This window comes from Candidatus Aminicenantes bacterium, assembly GCA_026393795.1.
Classification (GTDB): Bacteria; Acidobacteriota; Aminicenantia; order UBA2199; family UBA2199; genus UBA2199.
The window spans coordinates 1-15,397 of record JAPKZL010000224.1 but is presented as its reverse complement, the minus strand read 5'-3'; the positions used below and the strand labels follow the sequence as shown (position 1 = coordinate 15,397).

Sequence of the window (15,397 nt, the reverse complement as noted above, 5' to 3'; positions counted from 1 at the left end):
GGGATCATCGTCAGCAACGGCATCGAGCCCGACCCCACCGTGCTGGAGCGGGCCGGCAAGGAAGGGGTGTTCGTCCTCTCCGCCCAAGCCGACTCTTACCATACGGCCGGTAAACTTTATTCCCTGATCAACGGTTCGAAGTGATGCGCCCGCCGTACGTCCGCAGCGACATTCATGGTGTTTCATCCACAACTCAGCAGAGCTGGATAAGAGCCTTAGATAGCAAATTCAAAAAATTTTTTGGAGACCAAAAAATTTTAGAATTTGCTATAAGGCTCTAAAAGGAGGCCTGCATGGAAGCTCAAGCAGTCCATATCCCGGATAACGCCGAGTACCGGGAACTGAAGGAATTCATCGATGCCAACCGGAACGTGCCCGGGCCCCTGATCCAGATCCTGCACCGGGCCCAGAAGATCTTCGGCTACCTGCCGCTCGAAGTCCAGCACTTCGTCGCCCGCGAGCTCAATGTCCCCCTGGCCAAGGTGTTCGGGGTGATCACCTTTTACAACTTCTTCCGCCTTGATCCCATCGGCGATCATATCGTCAACCTGTGCCTGGGAACCGCCTGCCACGTCAAGGGCGGGTCGGATATTATGAAGGTCCTGGAAAAGGAGTTGGGGGTCAAGGTCGGCGGCACCACGACCGACCGCTTCTACACCCTGTCGACCGCCCGCTGCTTCGGCGCCTGCGGCCTGGCGCCGGTGCTGATGCTCGACGAGGAAGTGCATGGCCGGCTCAACCCCCAGAAAGCCGTCCAGATCCTGCGCGATTTAAGGGCCCAGGCCGCCATGGCCCAGGTTGAGATAAAGAAGGAGGAAAAATGAAGCTCGAAGATCTGAAGAAAATCAGGGAAAAAACGGAAAAAGATATGCTGCTTCGCGCCGGGCAGACCCGGCTCAAGGTGGTGGTCGGCATGGGCACGAGCGGCATCGCCGCCGGCGCTCGCGAAACGCTGAAGTCCTTTCTGGACGAGATCGAGAAGCGCGCTTTGCGCGACGTCATCGTTACCCAGGCCGGCGAGCGCGGCCTCAGCTCCCACGAGCCGATCGTCACCGTCGTCGAGGAGGGCAAGCCGTCGGTGGTCTACGGCAACGTGACGGCAGAGGTGGCGCGCCGGATCGTGGCCGAGCACCTGGTCAACGGCAACCCGGTATCCGAATTCATCATCGAAGTCAAGGAATAACAGCGAGGGCGTCATGAACAAACGGCTGGACGTGCTGATCTGCGGAGGCGGCGCCTGCATCTCCTCCCACAGCCACGAATTCAAGAAAAAACTGCAAGAAGAGATCGACAAGGCCGGACTGCGCGACGAGATCAACCTGGTCGAGACCGGCTGCATGGGCCCCTGCGAGCTCGGGCCGGTGATGGTCGTCTACCCCGACGGCTCCTTCTACATCAAGCTGAAGGTGGAGTACGCCGCCGAGATCGTCCAGGAACACTTCCTGAAGGGGCGGCCGCTGCAGAAATATCTGTGGCAGGCCCCCGAGGCGCGCAAGATCGTCGAGCAGAAGAAGCAGGTGCCGTTCTTCGAGAAGCAGCTGAAGGTCGTCCTGTCCAACTGCGGCCGCATCGACCCGGAAAACGTTGGCGAATACATCTCCCAGCGCGGTTACGAGGCCCTGGGCCAGGCGCTGACCCAGATGAGCCGCGAGCAGGTGATCGACGTCATCACCAAGTCGGGGCTGCGCGGCCGCGGCGGCGCCGGCTTTCCCACCGGCCTGAAGTGGAAGTTCACCACCGATTCCCAGAGCGATCAGAAATACGTTATCTGCAACGCCGACGAGGGCGACCCCGGCGCCTTCATGGACCGCGCCGTGCTCGAGGGCGATCCGCATTCGGTGCTGGAAGGGATGGCCATCGCCGGCTACGCCATCGGCGCCGACAAGGGCACCATCTACGTCCGCGCCGAATACCCGCTGGCCATCGAGCGCCTGAACGCCGCCATCGCCCAGGCCCGCGAGCTGGGGTTGCTGGGCCAGAACATCTTTGAAACGAATTTCAACTTCGACGTCGAGCTGCGCATGGGGGCCGGCGCCTTCGTCTGCGGCGAAGAGACGGCTTTGATGGCCTCGGTGGAAGGCCTGCGCGGCCAGCCGCGCCCCAAGCCGCCTTTCCCGGCGGTCAAGGGGCTGTGGGGCAAGCCCACGGTGATCAACAATGTCGAGACCCTGGCCACCATCCGCCACATCATTCTCAACGGCTGGGAATGGTTCGCCGCCATCGGCACCGAGAAGAGCAAGGGGACCAAGGTCTTCGCCCTCTCGGGCAAGGTGACCAACACCGGCCTCGTGGAAGTGCCCATGGGCATTACCCTGGGCGAGCTGGTCTTTGACATCGGCGGCGGCATCCCCAACGGCAAGGCCTTCAAGGCGGCCCAGACCGGCGGCCCCTCGGGCGGCTGCATCCCGGCCAAGTACCTGAACACGGCGCTCGACTACGAGTCGCTGAAAAGCCTGGGCTCGATCATGGGCTCGGGCGGTTTGATTGTCCTGGACGAGGACAGCTGCATGGTCAACATGGCCAAGTACTTCCTCGAGTTCTCGCTCGAGGAGTCGTGCGGCCAGTGCGTCCCCTGCCGCGTCGGCTTGAAGCAGATGTACGATCTGCTGGAAAAAATCACCAACGGCAGCGGCAGCATGGCCGACCTGGAGAAACTTGAGAGCCTGGCGTATACGGTTCGGGCCACCTCCTTGTGTGGCCTGGGGCAGTCCGCGCCCAACCCGGTCATTTCGACCATCAAGTACTTCAAGCACGAATACATCGAGCACATCCGCGACAAGAAGTGCTCGGCCGGCGTCTGCGCCGCGCTGTTCGCCGCTCCCTGCGTCAACGCCTGCCCGGCCGGCGTCGATGCCGCCTCCTACGTCTCGCACATGGGCGACGGCCGCCGCCGCGAAGCCTATTTCCAGCACATGCAGAACAACCCCTTCCCGATTGTCTGCGGCCGGGTCTGCCCTGCCTTCTGCGAGCGCAAGTGCTCACGCGGCAAGTACGACCAGGCGCTGGCCATTCGCGAGGTCAAGCGGCTGTTCGCCGACTGGGCCATCGACGAAGGGCTCGGCTTCGCCCCGCCCCAAAAAACCCACAAGGAGAAGGTGGCCGTCATCGGCGCCGGGCCGGCCGGCTTGGCCTGCGCCTTTTACCTGACCCGCCTGGGCTACCAGCCGGTGGTCTTCGAAGCCCTCAAGGTTGCCGGCGGCATGATGAAGGTCGGCATCCCCGATTTCCGCCTCCCCAAGGACAAGCTGCAGGCGGAGATCGACGTCATCCAAAGGGCCGGCGTTGAGATCAAGACCAACTCGCCGGTGACGACGTTCGAGGAGCTGACCAAAAAAGGCTACGCCGCCGTGTTCATCGGCAGCGGCGCCCACCAGGCGCAGCAGCTGAACGTCGATGGCAATCAATTGAAAGGGGTCCTGTCGGGCATCGATTTCCTGCGCGAGGTCAATCTGGGCAAGAAAGTGGCCATCGGCGACGACGTGGTCGTGGTCGGCGGCGGTTCGACCGCCATGGACGCCGCCCGCATGGCCCGCCGTCTCGGCGCTAAAAATGTGCGTCTGGCTTACCGCCGCACCCGCGCCGAGATGCCGGCCCAGCTCGAGGAAGTGGTCGGGGCCGAGGAAGAGGGGATCGAGATAGACTTCCTGGTCAACCCGCTGAAGGTCGTCGGCAAGGCCGGCAAGGTTAGCGGCCTGCACTGCATCAAGACCGAGCTGGCTGATTTCGACGACTCCGGCCGGCGGCGGCCGGTGCCGGTCGCGGGCAGCGAGTACACCATCCGCGCCAGCTCCGTCCTCTATTGCCTGGGCCAGAAGCTCAGCCTGGGCCTGACCGGCGGCAAGCTGGACCTGGACAAGCGCGGCCACATCGCCGTCGATCCGCGCACCATGGCCACCAGCGTTCCCGGCGTGTTCGCCGGCGGCGATGCCGTCAACCCCTCGACCGTGATCGAGAGCGTGGCGCAGGGGCGCCAGGCGGCGAAGAGCATCGACCGCTTCTTCGGGCGGCCGGGCGTTCTGTACGACCAGCCGCGCCAGGTGGTCGAGGTCCATTATGACGAGGAAGCGTATTTGAAGACCATCGCCCGCATGGAGCCGCACCTCGAGGATGCCGAGAAACGCGTCGCCGAGCCCGGGCTGGAGGTCAGCCGTGGCTTGACGCTGGACGAGGCGGTGGAAGAGGCGCGGCGCTGTCTGCACTGCGACCGCAACCAGAACCCGGAAAAAGAGGCCGTCGTTGCCGAGGCGGTGGCCATCGAAGCCATGTTATGAGGTGCCCATGAAGCGGGATAAAATATTGAAGCAATACGAAGCCTCGACCGACAACCTGCTGGCCATCCTGCACGACATCCAGGACGCCAGCGCCGAGCACTACCTGGATGACGCCGATTTGCGCGCCGCCGCCGACTACCTGAAGCTGCCCTACAGCTTCGTCTTCGGCGTGGCCAGCTTCTACACCATGTACAGCCTGAAGCCGCGAGGCAAAAACCTCATCCGCGTCTGCCAGTCGCCGCCCTGCCATTTGCTCGGCTCCTCAACCATCTCGCGCGAGCTGATGCGGCTGCTGGGCGTCGGCTTCGGCGAGACCACGCCCGACAAGCTCTTCACCCTGGAAATGACCTCCTGCCTGGGCGTGTGTGGCGTGGCCCCGGCCATGATGGTCAACGGCCGGGTCTACGGCAACCTGACGAGTGAGCGCATCGCCGGGGTCATCGAGGACCTGAGGAGGGCCAAATGAGCGTCTATCGCACCCACGTCCTGCTCCCGGTCGACGAAGGGACGGCCCAGGCCGGAGTCTTCGAGGTCAAACGCCGGCTGGAGAAGGAACTGCAGGCCAGGAAGCTGCAGGATGAAATAAAGGTATTGGAAAGCGGCAGCGTCGGCATCGTCGGCAAAGGGGTGATCCTGGCCGTCTATCCCGACCGCATGTATTATTTCCATGTGACCGAAAACGACGTCACCCGCATCATTGACGAGCACCTGCTCAAGGGGCGGGTCGTCGCCGGCCTGTCCCACGCCCCGGTCGCGTCTATGGCCGCGGCCCCGGTCGCGGCAACAGCCGCGGAGAAGGGCGCCAAGATCGGGCTGACGCGCGCTCAGCGCCGCGTCGTCCTGGACAAGGCCTGGACCGTCGATCCCGAGAACATCGACGAGGTCCTTGCCGCCGGCGGCTACAGGGGAATCGAAAAAATCTTCACCGAAAAGATCACCCCCGAGGCGGTGATCGAACAGATCAAGAGCTCGGGGTTGCGCGGCCGCGGCGGCGCCGGTTTCCCGACCGGCATGAAGTGGGAGTTCACGCGCAAGGCGAGCGGCGCCGAGAAGTACGTCATCTGCAACGCCGACGAGGGCGAACCGGGCACGTTCAAGGACCGGCTGATCCTCGAGGGCGACCCGCACAAGCTGATCGAGGCCATGACCATCGCCGGTTACGCCATCGGCGCCGCCAAGGGCTTCGTCTACATCCGTGGCGAGTATGAACTCTCGATCGAGCGGCTGAAAAGGGCCATCGCCCAGGCAAGCGCATACGGCCTGATTGGCCAGAACATCCTCGAGAGCGGTTTCTCCTTCGAGCTCGAGATCCGCAAAGGAGCCGGCGCCTACATCTGCGGCGAGGAGACGGCGCTGATCGAGTCGCTGGAGGGCAAGCGCGGCAACCCGCGCGTCAAGCCGCCCTACCCGGTGACCAACGGGCTCTGGCAGAAGCCGACTGCGGTCAACAACGTCGAGACCCTGGCCAACGTCCCGGCCATCATCGCCAACGGCGCCGGCTGGTTCCGCAAGATCGGCACCGACAAGTGCCCGGGGACCAAGGTCTTCACCATCCTCGGCCACGTCGAGTACCCGGGGCTGGTCGAGACCGACATGGGCACCAGCTTGCGCGAGATCATCTTCGGCTACGGCGGCGGCATCAGGGGCGGCAAAAAATTCAAGGCCGCCCTGCTGGGCGGCGCAGCCGGCGTCTTCCTGCCCGAAAAGCTCTTGGACGTGAAAATGGATTTCGAGAGCCTGAAGGAGAACCGGGCCGTGCTCGGCTCGGGCGCGGTGCTGGTGATGGACGAGGGGACCTCGATTCTCGACATGCTCTTTTCCATCGCCAAGTTCTTCGCCCATGAGAGCTGCGGCCAGTGCGTTCCCTGCCGCATCGGCACCCAGCAGATCCTGCAGATCGTCTACCGCCTGCGCCAGGGTCAGGGCCGCGAAGGCGACGCGGCGACCATGCTGCACCTGGCCGACACGATGTTCAAGTCGTCGCTCTGCCCCCTGGGCCAGTCGCTGATCATGCCGGTCAAGAGCGCCCTGGACCATTTTCCCGAAGAATTCAACCTGAATCCAAAATAACAAAAAAGGTGAAGCACATGAGCAAAAATATCACGCTAACGATTGACGGCAAGGAGATAACCGTCGAAGCCGGGACGACCATCCTCGAAGCGGCGCGCCAGGCGGGGGTGCTGATCCCCAGCCTGTGCTACCACCCCAACCTGAAGCCGACCGCCTCCTGCGGCGTCTGCATCGTCGAGATCGACGGCATGCCGGGGCCGAAACGCTCCTGCTGCACCCCGGCCGAAAAGGGCATGAAGGTGACCACCAACTCCCGCCAGCTGCGCTCACTGCGCAAGACGCTGGTCGAGTTGGTCCTTTCCAACCACGCCACCGAGTGCCCGACCTGCGTGGCCAACAACAAGTGCGAGCTGCAGGACCTGGCCAACGCCATGGGCGTCGATTTCGACCGCTTTCAGCTCGTCGTGGAAGACAGGCCCATCGACGAATCCAGCCCTTCGGTGCACCGCGATCCCAAGAAGTGCATCGTCTGCGGACGCTGCGTAACCGTCTGCAGCGACATCCAGTCGGTGTCGGCCATCGACATGGTCAACCGCGGCTTCGAGGTCAACGTCAACACCTTCTTCAAGGAGGGGCTGGGGCACAGCTCCTGCGTCAACTGCGGACAGTGTACGGTGTTCTGCCCGACCGGCGCCCTGCGTGAGCGCAGCGAGGTCGACGATGTCTGGGATGCCATCCTCGATCCCGGCAAGATCGTCGTGGTCCAGGAGGCGCCTTCCATCCGTGTCACCCTGGCCGAGGAGTTCGGCATGGACATGGGCACGGTGACGGTGGGCAAGATGTACGCTGCCTTGAAGAAGATCGGCTTCGACTACGTGTTCGACACCAACTTCACCGCCGACCTGACCATCATGGAGGAGGGGACCGAGCTGATCGAGCGCGTCAAGAGCGGCGGCCTGCTGCCGCTGATCACCTCCTGCTCGCCGGGCTGGATCAAGTTCATGGAGACCTACTTCCCCGATTTCGCCGCCTACACCTCCACCTGCAAGTCGCCGCAGCAGATGTTCGGCACGCTGGTCAAGACCTACTTCGCCAAGGAGAAGGGGCTCGACCCGGCCAAGATCGTTTCCGTTTCCATCATGCCCTGCACGGCAAAGAAGTTCGAAGCACGCCGTCCTGAGATGAACGACTCGGGCTTCCAGGACGTCGACTACGTGCTGACCACACGCGAGTTTGTGCGCATGATCAAGGAAGCCAAACTCGACTTCAAGAACCTGCCCGACGCGACCCCCGACGACCTGATGGCCAGCTACACCGGCGCGGCGACCATCTTCGGCGCCACCGGCGGAGTCATGGAGGCGGCCATCCGCTCGGCCTACTTCCTGCTGGCCGGCAAGAACCTCGACGACCTCGACGTCAAGGCCGTGCGCGGCCTCGAGGGGATCAAGGAGGCCACGCTGACCATCCCGGCCAAGGGGCTGGGCGACCTGACCGTCAAGGTGGCCGTGGCCCACGGCCTGGGCAACGCCCGGGCGCTGATGGAGAAGGTGCAAAAGCAAATCCGCGACACCGGCAAGAGCGAATACGCTTTCATCGAGATCATGGCCTGCCCCGGCGGCTGCGTCGGCGGCGGCGGCCAGCCCTACGGCAGCGTCATCGCCGACCGGGCGCGGCGCGGCCAGGGACTCTACCTCGAGGACAAGGGGTTGGCCAAGCGCCAGTCGCACGAGAACCCCGGTGTCCAGCGCATTTACGAGAAGTTTCTTGGCCACGCCGGTTCGGAGACGTGCCATAAGCTCCTGCACACCTGCTACTTCGAGCGCAGCCTGCTCAACGGCGCCTGCGTCAAGGAAGCCACGCACAAGCACGCCGGGCATCACAGCTGAAAGATGAGCGATTCTGAAAAGGGCAGTCCGAGCTGCCCTTTTTTTTCGCGCTTGCAAAACAGAACCAAATGAGTTATATTTAGCCCAATGAGAGAACAAACGAGCTTTTTTCCCCGGGAGCGTAGCCATGGCTGAACGGGCCATGCGCGGCGACCGCCTGCACATCGCCATCTTCGGCCGGCGCAACGCCGGGAAATCGTCGCTGATCAACGCCATGACCGGCCAGCCGGTGGCCATCGTTTCCGACGTGCCGGGGACGACGACCGACCCGGTGTTCAAATCGCTGGAGTTCCAGCCCATCGGGCCGGTGGTGCTCATCGATACGGCCGGCATCGACGACCGCGCCGAGGGGCTGGGCGCCGAGCGGGTGAAGAAGGCGGCCGCGGTGCTGGAAAAGAGCGACCTGGCCCTGCTGGTGGTCGACGTCAGTTCAAGCGATTTCGCCTTCGAGGACGAGTTGCTGGAAAAATTCCGCAGCCGCGCCATCCCGGCCATCGTCGTGGCCAACAAGACCGACCTGCCGCAGCAGGAGAGTTCCTGGTTCAGGGACAAGCTTTGCGTCCGCGTCAGCGCCCTGAGTGGGCAGGGGATGGAGGAGCTGCGCCGGCGCATTCTGGAGATCGCCCCCAGCCAGTGGGAGCCTTCCTTCCTGCGCGACCTGGTACGCAAAGAGGAGACGGTCGTTCTGGTAGTGCCGATCGACACCGGCGCCCCCAAGGGTCGGCTGATCATGCCCCAGGTCAAGGCGCTGCGCGACGCGCTCGACGCCGGCGCCATGCCGTTCAGCTGCCGCGAGAGCGAGCTCAAGGCCGCCCTGGGCTCGTTGAAGCAAAAGCCGGCGCTGGTGGTGACCGACTCGCAGGCCTTCACATTGGTGGCGAGCGTCGTTCCTGATGACGTCCTGCTGACGTCCTTTTCGATCCTCTCGGCCCGCCAGAAGGGCGATTTGCCCGGACTTGTCGAGGGGGTGCTGGCCGTACCCTCGCTTCGCCCCGGCGACCGGGTGCTGATTGCCGAATCGTGCAGCCACCATCCGCTGCAGGACGACATCGGCCGCATCAAGCTGCCGCGCTGGCTGAACGAGTACGTCGGCGGCGGCTTGAAGATCGACGTCGTGCCGGGGAGCGGCTACCCCGAGGACTTGTCGTCTTACCGGTTGGTGGTGCATTGCGGCGCCTGCACGCTCAACCGCCGCGAGATGCTGCGCCGCCAGGAGCTGCCCGCCGCGGCGGGAGTGCCGATGACCAACTACGGCGTGCTGATCTCCTTCCTGAAAAACGTTTTCCCGCGGGCGCTGCGGCCCTTTCCCGAACTGTTCGCCCGCTATGAGCATGTTTCCTGGCCGCGCCGGCAGGGAATGGGAGGTGTCTGATATGGATACCGGCTTCATCGATCACGAGCGGATTTTTTCCTACCTGAAAAGTTCCCGCCCCCCCGACCGTGAGGAGACGGCCGACATCCTGGCCAAGGCCCGTTTGCTTAAAGGCCTCGACCACGCCGAGGCCGCCCAGCTGCTGCTGCTCGAGGACGAGGCGAGCCTGGAGGCGCTCTTCGCCGCCGCCCTCTATGCCAAGAGCGAGATCTACGGCAAGCGCCTGGTGCTGTTCGCCCCGCTGTACGTTTCCAACATGTGCAACAACGAGTGCCTGTACTGCGCCTTCCGCAAGAGCAACGACCAGATCACCCGCCGCACCCTCAGCCAGGAGGAGGTCTGCCGCGAAACCGAACGCTTGGTCGACCAGGGGCACAAGCGGGTGCTGCTGGTGTCGGGAGAGGGGCTGGGCGAGGCCGCCCTGGGTTATTCGCTGAAAGCCATCGAGACGATCTACGGCGTGAAGCGGGGCAACGGCGAGGTCCGCCGCGTCAACATCAACATTGCCGCCCTGCCGGTCGAGTCCTACCGGCAGTTGAAGGAGGCCCGCGTCGGAACCTATCAGCTCTTCCAGGAGACCTACCACTACGATACCTTCTGTGCCATGCACCCCAGCGGGCCCAAGGCCGACTACCTCTACCACCTCACGGCCATGGACCGGGCCATGCAGGGAGGGATCGACGACGTCGGCGTGGGTGTTCTCTTCGGCCTTTACGACTACCGCTTTGAAGTTTTGGCCATGCTGCAGCATATCCGCCACTTGGAGGAGAGCTTCGGCGTCGGCTGCCATACGATCTCTCTGCCCCGGATCGAGCCGGCCACCGGCTCGGATCTTTCGCTGCATCCGCCTCACGCCGTATCCGATGACGACTTCCGCAAGATCATCGCCGTCCTGCGCCTGACCGTCCCCTACACCGGGATGATACTCTCCACGCGCGAGAATGCCGCGATGCGGCGCGAGGCCTTCTCGCTGGGAATCTCGCAGATCAGCGCCGGCTCGCGCACCAGCCCCGGCGGTTACTCCAGCGACGATTCGGGCGAGCAGTTCTCGCTGGGCGACCACCGCAACCTGGAGGAGGTCATCAACGACATCGTCGGCCACGGCTACATCCCCTCTTTCTGTACCGGCTGCTACCGTTTGGGCCGGACCGGCAGCGATTTCATGGACCTGGCCAAGCCGGGGTTGATCAAGCAGTATTGCCTGCCCAACGCCATGACCTCGTTCAAGGAGTACCTGGTCCATTACGCGTCGCCGGCGACCCGCGCCGCCGGCGAGAAGCTGATCGCCGGCATGCTGGCCGACATCCCCGACGAGAAGACCCGTACGACCACCAGGGCCAACCTGGGAAGGATCGAGGCCGGCTCCCAGGATCTTTATTTGTAAATGACGGAGACCAATAAAGAAATCCTGAAGGATATCCGAGCCGGGCGCATCAGCGCGGATGGGCTTGTCCGCTTGCTTTCGCTCCAGACGCGCGAAGAATTCCGGCCGGTCTTTGACGAATCGGCGCGCGTCTGCCGCAGGCATTTCGGCGACAGGGTTTTCATCCGCGGCATCGTCGAATTTTCAAACTACTGCCGCAAGGGGTGTTTTTACTGCGGCATCAACAAGGCCAACCGGATTGTGGGCCGCTACCGGCTCTCGCTCGACGAGATCCTTGCTGCCGCGGCCTACATGAAAAAGCAGGGGGTCCTGACCGTCGTGCTGCAAGCGGGCGAGGACCAGGGAAGCGACGGGCTGGTGATCGAGGCGGTCAAGAAGATCAAGAACGGCATGAACATGGCCGTCACCCTTTCGGTGGGCGAACGGGACCGCGGGGTTTACCGGGATTTGTTTCGGGCCGGCGCCGACAGGTACCTGCACAGGATAGAGACCACCGACCCGGCCCTGTACAAGAGGCTGCACCCGGACGACGATCTCGACTACCGCACGCAGTGCCTGTTCAACCTCAAAGAACTGGGGTTCGAGGTCGGCACCGGCATCATGGTCGGCCTCCCGGGACAGTCGCTCGCGTCGATCGCCCGCGACCTGCTGTTCTTCAAGGAGTTGAATCCGGCGATGGTCGGCATCGGCCCGTTCCTTCCCCATCAGGACACGCCGCTGCGCGGGTGCACGAACAGCGATATTTTCCCGACCTTGAAGACGCTGGCCCTCATCCGGCTGCTCCTGCCCAAGTCGAACCTTCCGGCCACCACGGCCATGGGCACCATCGATCCGACCGGAAGGCAGCAGGCGCTGACGGTCGGCGCCAACGTCATCATGCCGAACTTCACGCCGGCCAAGTACCGGGAAAGCTACAAACTGTACGACAATAAAATATGCCTGTCCGAAGAATACGGGAAATGCGCCGCCTGCATGGCGACAATCGCCGGAACGGCGGGCAAGCGCATCGTGAGGAGCAAGGGCTATTCCAGGGTGAGCGGGTAAAAAATGGCCCCGCCGTTTATTGACATTCGGGGGAAAAAAATGGATAACGTGTTTTAGGGGGAGGCCATGTCTGAACGCATCACATTGATCATCGACGGAAAGGAGCTCCAGGCGGAGAAAGGCGACAACCTGCTCAAGGTGGCCCGCGACAACGGCTTCGACATCCCGGGCTTGTGCTTCTACGAGAAGATAACGCCCACCGGCGACTGCCGGCTGTGCGTGGTCAAGGTCGAAGGCCGGCCGGGCATGGTCCCCGCCTGCCTGGTCAAGGTCGAAGCGGGGATGAAGGTCACCGCCTTCGACGCCCAGCTCGAAGAGACGCGCAAGATGCTGGCCGACGTGATGCTCTCCGAGCACAACGACGACTGCATCACCTGCGAGCGCGACGGCGATTGCCAGATCCAGGACCTGGCCTTCCGCTACGGCCTGGACACGCCCAAGCGCACCTTTGCCTCGATCTGGAAGGAGATCCCCCAGGCCCCGGACAGCACGGCGCCGGTCCTATTCTATGATTCCTCGAAGTGCATCAAGTGCGAGCGCTGCGTCAAGGCCTGCTTCGAGATCCAGGGCAAGGGGGTCCTGAGCATGGCCCAGCGCGGCATCCACAGCCACGTCGTGGCCGGCACCGGCCAGTGGTCGGGCTCGGAGTGCGACGGCTGCGGCGAGTGCGTCCAGGCCTGCCCGGTCGGCGCCCTGATGGAAAAATCGGTCTACGGCGACAAGCTGAAGAAGAAGGATGTCCAGAGGAAAGTGGTCACCACCTGCCCGTACTGCGGCGTCGGCTGCCAGCTCGAGCTCTGGATCAAAAACGACAAGATAGCCAAGGTCAAGGGGGCCGATTCGGTCCCCAACTGGGGCGCAACTTGCGTCAAGGGGCGTTTCGGCCTTGACTTCGTGGGCCGCCCCGACCGTTTGACCAAGCCTCTTATCCGCAAGGAAGGCAAGCTGGTCGAAAGCTCGTGGGACGAAGCCCTCGACCTGGTGGCCGAGAAGCTCTGCGCCATCAAGAAGGAGCACGGTCCCGCCGCCCTGGCCGGCCTCTCCTCGGCCAAGTGCACCAACGAGGAGAACTTCGTCTTCCAGAAGTTCGTGCGCACCGCCTTCGGCTCGAACAACGTCGACCATTGCGCGCGGCTTTGCCATGCCTCGACCGTGGCCGGCCTGGCCCGCTCATTCGGCTCGGGCGCCATGACCAACTCCATCGAAGAGCTGGAGAATGCCGAGGTCATCCTGGTCACCGGCTCCAACACCACCGAGACCCATCCGGTCATCGCCACGCGCATCAAGCGCGCCGTTCTTTTCCACGGCGCCAAGCTCATCGTCATCGACCCGCGCCGGATCGACCTGGTGAATTATGCCGAGAAGTACGGCGGCTTGTGGCTGCGCCAGAAGAACGGCAGCGACGTCGCCTGGATCAACTCGATGATGAACGTCATCATCGCCGAGAAGCTCCTCGCCGAGGAGTTCGTCAAGACGCGCACCGAGGATTTCGATTCGCTGAAGCAGCGGGTCGAGGACTTCAGTCCGGAGAAGACCGTCACGATCAGCGGCATCCCGGCCGAGAAGCTGCGCGCGGCGGCCCGCATGTACGCCAAAGCGGAAAAGGCCTCGATCGTTTACTCCATGGGCATCACCCAGCACACCACCGGCACCGACAACGTCATGTCGCTGGCCAACCTTTCCATGCTCACCGGCAACCTGGGCAAGGACTCGGCGGGCGTGAACCCGCTGCGCGGACAGAACAATGTGCAAGGGTCCTGCGACATGGGCGCCCTGCCCAATGTCTTTCCCGGTTACCAGGCCGTGACCGACGCCGCCGTACGCGAAAAGTTCGAGAAGGCCTGGAACGTCAAGCTGGACGACAAGGTCGGCCTGACCGTGGTCGAGATCATGCACCAGGCGGCCGCGGGCAAGATCAAGGGGCTCTACATCATGGGCGAGAACCCGATGGTCTCCGATCCCGACCTTGGCCACGTCAAACAGGCGCTGGAGAAGCTCGATTTTCTGGTGGTGCAGGACATCTTCCTGACCGAGACCGCGGCGCTGGCCGATGTAATGCTGCCGGTGGCCTCGTTCGCCGAAAAGCAGGGAACCTTCACCAACACCGAACGCCGCGTCCTCTGGGTGGAAAAGGCCATCCCGGCTCCTGGCGAGGCGCGCATCGACTGGGAGATCATCCGCGACGTGAGCACGCGCATGGGCTACAAGATGGAATACGCGTCCATCAAGGATATTATCGACGAGGTCAACAGGATGGTGCCGCAATATGCCGGCATTACCTTCGCCCGCCTCAGGAACGGCGAGCAGCTGCAATGGCCCTGCCCCAATCCCGAGCACCCGGGGACGAAGTTCCTGCACCGCGACAAGTTCACCCGCGGCCTGGGCAAGTTCTTCGCCATCGACTACATCCCGCCGGCCGAGTGGCCCGACGAGAAATACCCGTTCCTGCTTTCCACCGGGCGCCTGCTCTACCACTACCACACCGGGAGCATGAGCCGGCGCACCGTGGCCCTGCCGCAATACGTGCCCGGGCCGTTCATGGAGATGCATGCCGCTGACATGAAACGGCTGGGCATCGTTGACAGGGAGCAGGTCAAGGTGTCGTCGCGGCGCGGCTCGATCGTTACCGAGGCGCGGGAGAGCGGGCGCGTCGACACGGGTTCGGTTTTCATCACTTTCCATTTCGCCGAAGCCGCGGCCAACCTGCTGACCAACGACGCCTTCGATCCCATCGCCAAGATCCCCGAATACAAAGTGGCGGCTTGCCAGATAGAAAAAATTTCCAAATAAAAGAGGAGGAATAATGGAATTCGACTGCAAGAGCCCGGCCCAGGTGGCCGCGGACTGGAACGAGAACATCTGCGTGAAGAAAACCACGAACAACGCCTTCAAGCTGCTGGTGCTGGGCATCCTGGCCGGCGCCTACATCGGCTTCGGCGGCGAGATCTCGAACATGATCGGCCATGACGCCGCCCAGTTCGTCGGCGTGGGCCTGGCCGCCTTCATCAAGGGCGCCGTCTTCTCCGTCGGCCTGATGCTGGTGGTCATCGCCGGGGCGGAGCTGTTCACCGGCAACACCATGATCACCATGTCGGTGTTGGACGGCAAGTCCAAGCTCAGCGGCCTGCTGTACAACTGGTCGATCGTCTATGTTGCCAACCTGATCGGCTCGGTGCTGCTGGCCTACATCATGTTCGGCAGCGGCCTGCTCGAGGGCACCAACGTCGCCGTCGGCGCCGCCGCCTTGAAGACGGCCGCCACCAAGGCGAGCCTCGCCTTCTGGCCCGCCTTTTTCCGCGGCATCCTCTGCAACTGGCTGGTCTGCCTGGCGGTGTGGATGGCGCTGACCGCGCGCAACACCATCGGCAAGGTCTGGGCCATCTTTTTCCCGATCATGGCCTTCGTCGCCTCCGGCTTCAAGCACAGCATC

Annotated in this window: 11 protein-coding genes and 2 pseudogenes; all 13 read left to right on the top strand. The window is 63.4% G+C overall.

Annotated features, from left to right (window positions below):
- Window positions 1-293: 293 nt before the first annotated feature.
- Entirely contained in the window at window positions 294-824 is a 531-nt protein-coding gene (locus NTW95_11300) for an NAD(P)H-dependent oxidoreductase subunit E (protein ID MCX6557995.1), read from the top strand.
- The gene (locus tag NTW95_11295) at window positions 821-1,183 is read left to right on the top strand and encodes a (2Fe-2S) ferredoxin domain-containing protein (protein MCX6557994.1); all 363 of its coding nucleotides are present in this window, start codon (window positions 821-823) and stop codon (window positions 1,181-1,183) included. The genes NTW95_11300 and NTW95_11295 overlap by 4 nt, the downstream gene beginning before the upstream one ends.
- 13 nt (window positions 1,184-1,196) lie before the next feature.
- A pseudogene (locus tag NTW95_11290) lies at window positions 1,197-1,424 on the top strand ((2Fe-2S) ferredoxin domain-containing protein).
- Window positions 1,425-1,517: 93 nt separating this feature from the next.
- A pseudogene (locus NTW95_11285) lies at window positions 1,518-3,041 on the top strand (SLBB domain-containing protein).
- 54 nt (window positions 3,042-3,095) lie between these two features.
- Complete coding sequence (locus NTW95_11280; protein MCX6557993.1) at window positions 3,096-4,271, top strand: FAD-dependent oxidoreductase; 1,176 nt, start codon at window positions 3,096-3,098, stop codon at window positions 4,269-4,271.
- A 7-nt stretch (window positions 4,272-4,278) separates the two neighbouring features.
- Window positions 4,279-4,737 (top strand): NAD(P)H-dependent oxidoreductase subunit E, encoded by a 459-nt coding sequence (locus NTW95_11275; protein ID MCX6557992.1) that lies wholly within the window; start codon window positions 4,279-4,281, stop codon window positions 4,735-4,737.
- A complete protein-coding gene (gene nuoF, locus NTW95_11270; protein ID MCX6557991.1) occupies window positions 4,734-6,341 on the top strand; it encodes an NADH-quinone oxidoreductase subunit NuoF in 1,608 nt (535 codons plus the stop codon). Before NTW95_11275 ends, nuoF begins: the two co-directional genes overlap by 4 nt.
- A 17-nt stretch (window positions 6,342-6,358) precedes the next feature.
- Window positions 6,359-8,167, top strand: a complete 1,809-nt coding sequence (locus NTW95_11265) for an NADH-dependent [FeFe] hydrogenase, group A6 (protein ID MCX6557990.1) — start codon at window positions 6,359-6,361, stop codon at window positions 8,165-8,167.
- A gap of 127 nt (window positions 8,168-8,294) precedes the next feature.
- Entirely contained in the window at window positions 8,295-9,539 is a 1,245-nt protein-coding gene (gene hydF, locus NTW95_11260; GenBank protein ID MCX6557989.1) for a [FeFe] hydrogenase H-cluster maturation GTPase HydF, read from the top strand.
- A 1-nt stretch (window position 9,540) separates the two neighbouring features.
- Window positions 9,541-10,923 carry a [FeFe] hydrogenase H-cluster radical SAM maturase HydG gene (gene hydG / locus NTW95_11255; protein ID MCX6557988.1) on the top strand — a complete coding sequence of 461 codons (1,383 nt, stop codon included), beginning with the start codon at window positions 9,541-9,543 and terminating at the stop codon, window positions 10,921-10,923.
- Complete coding sequence (gene hydE, locus NTW95_11250) at window positions 10,924-11,967, top strand: [FeFe] hydrogenase H-cluster radical SAM maturase HydE (protein ID MCX6557987.1); 1,044 nt, start codon at window positions 10,924-10,926, stop codon at window positions 11,965-11,967.
- A gap of 66 nt (window positions 11,968-12,033) precedes the next feature.
- The gene (gene fdhF, locus NTW95_11245; protein MCX6557986.1) at window positions 12,034-14,757 is read left to right on the top strand and encodes a formate dehydrogenase subunit alpha; all 2,724 of its coding nucleotides are present in this window, start codon (window positions 12,034-12,036) and stop codon (window positions 14,755-14,757) included.
- A gap of 13 nt (window positions 14,758-14,770) precedes the next feature.
- A partial coding sequence (locus NTW95_11240; GenBank protein MCX6557985.1) for a formate/nitrite transporter family protein occupies window positions 14,771-15,397 on the top strand: 627 nt, incomplete at its 3' end.

Bases quoted from the DNA above. Each gene is read 5' to 3' on its own strand.
- fdhF (MCX6557986.1), top strand. From the start codon at position 12,034: ATGTCTGAACGCATCACATTGATCATCGACGGAAAGGAGCTCCAGGCG.
- hydE (MCX6557987.1), top strand. From the start codon at position 10,924: ATGACGGAGACCAATAAAGAAATCCTGAAGGATATCCGAGCCGGGCGC.
- NTW95_11295 (MCX6557994.1), top strand. From the start codon at position 821: ATGAAGCTCGAAGATCTGAAGAAAATCAGGGAAAAAACGGAAAAAGAT.
- hydG (MCX6557988.1), top strand. From the start codon at position 9,541: ATGGATACCGGCTTCATCGATCACGAGCGGATTTTTTCCTACCTGAAA.
- nuoF (MCX6557991.1), top strand. From the start codon at position 4,734: ATGAGCGTCTATCGCACCCACGTCCTGCTCCCGGTCGACGAAGGGACG.
- NTW95_11300 (MCX6557995.1), top strand. From the start codon at position 294: ATGGAAGCTCAAGCAGTCCATATCCCGGATAACGCCGAGTACCGGGAA.
- NTW95_11275 (MCX6557992.1), top strand. From the start codon at position 4,279: ATGAAGCGGGATAAAATATTGAAGCAATACGAAGCCTCGACCGACAAC.
- hydF (MCX6557989.1), top strand. From the start codon at position 8,295: ATGGCTGAACGGGCCATGCGCGGCGACCGCCTGCACATCGCCATCTTC.
- NTW95_11265 (MCX6557990.1), top strand. From the start codon at position 6,359: ATGAGCAAAAATATCACGCTAACGATTGACGGCAAGGAGATAACCGTC.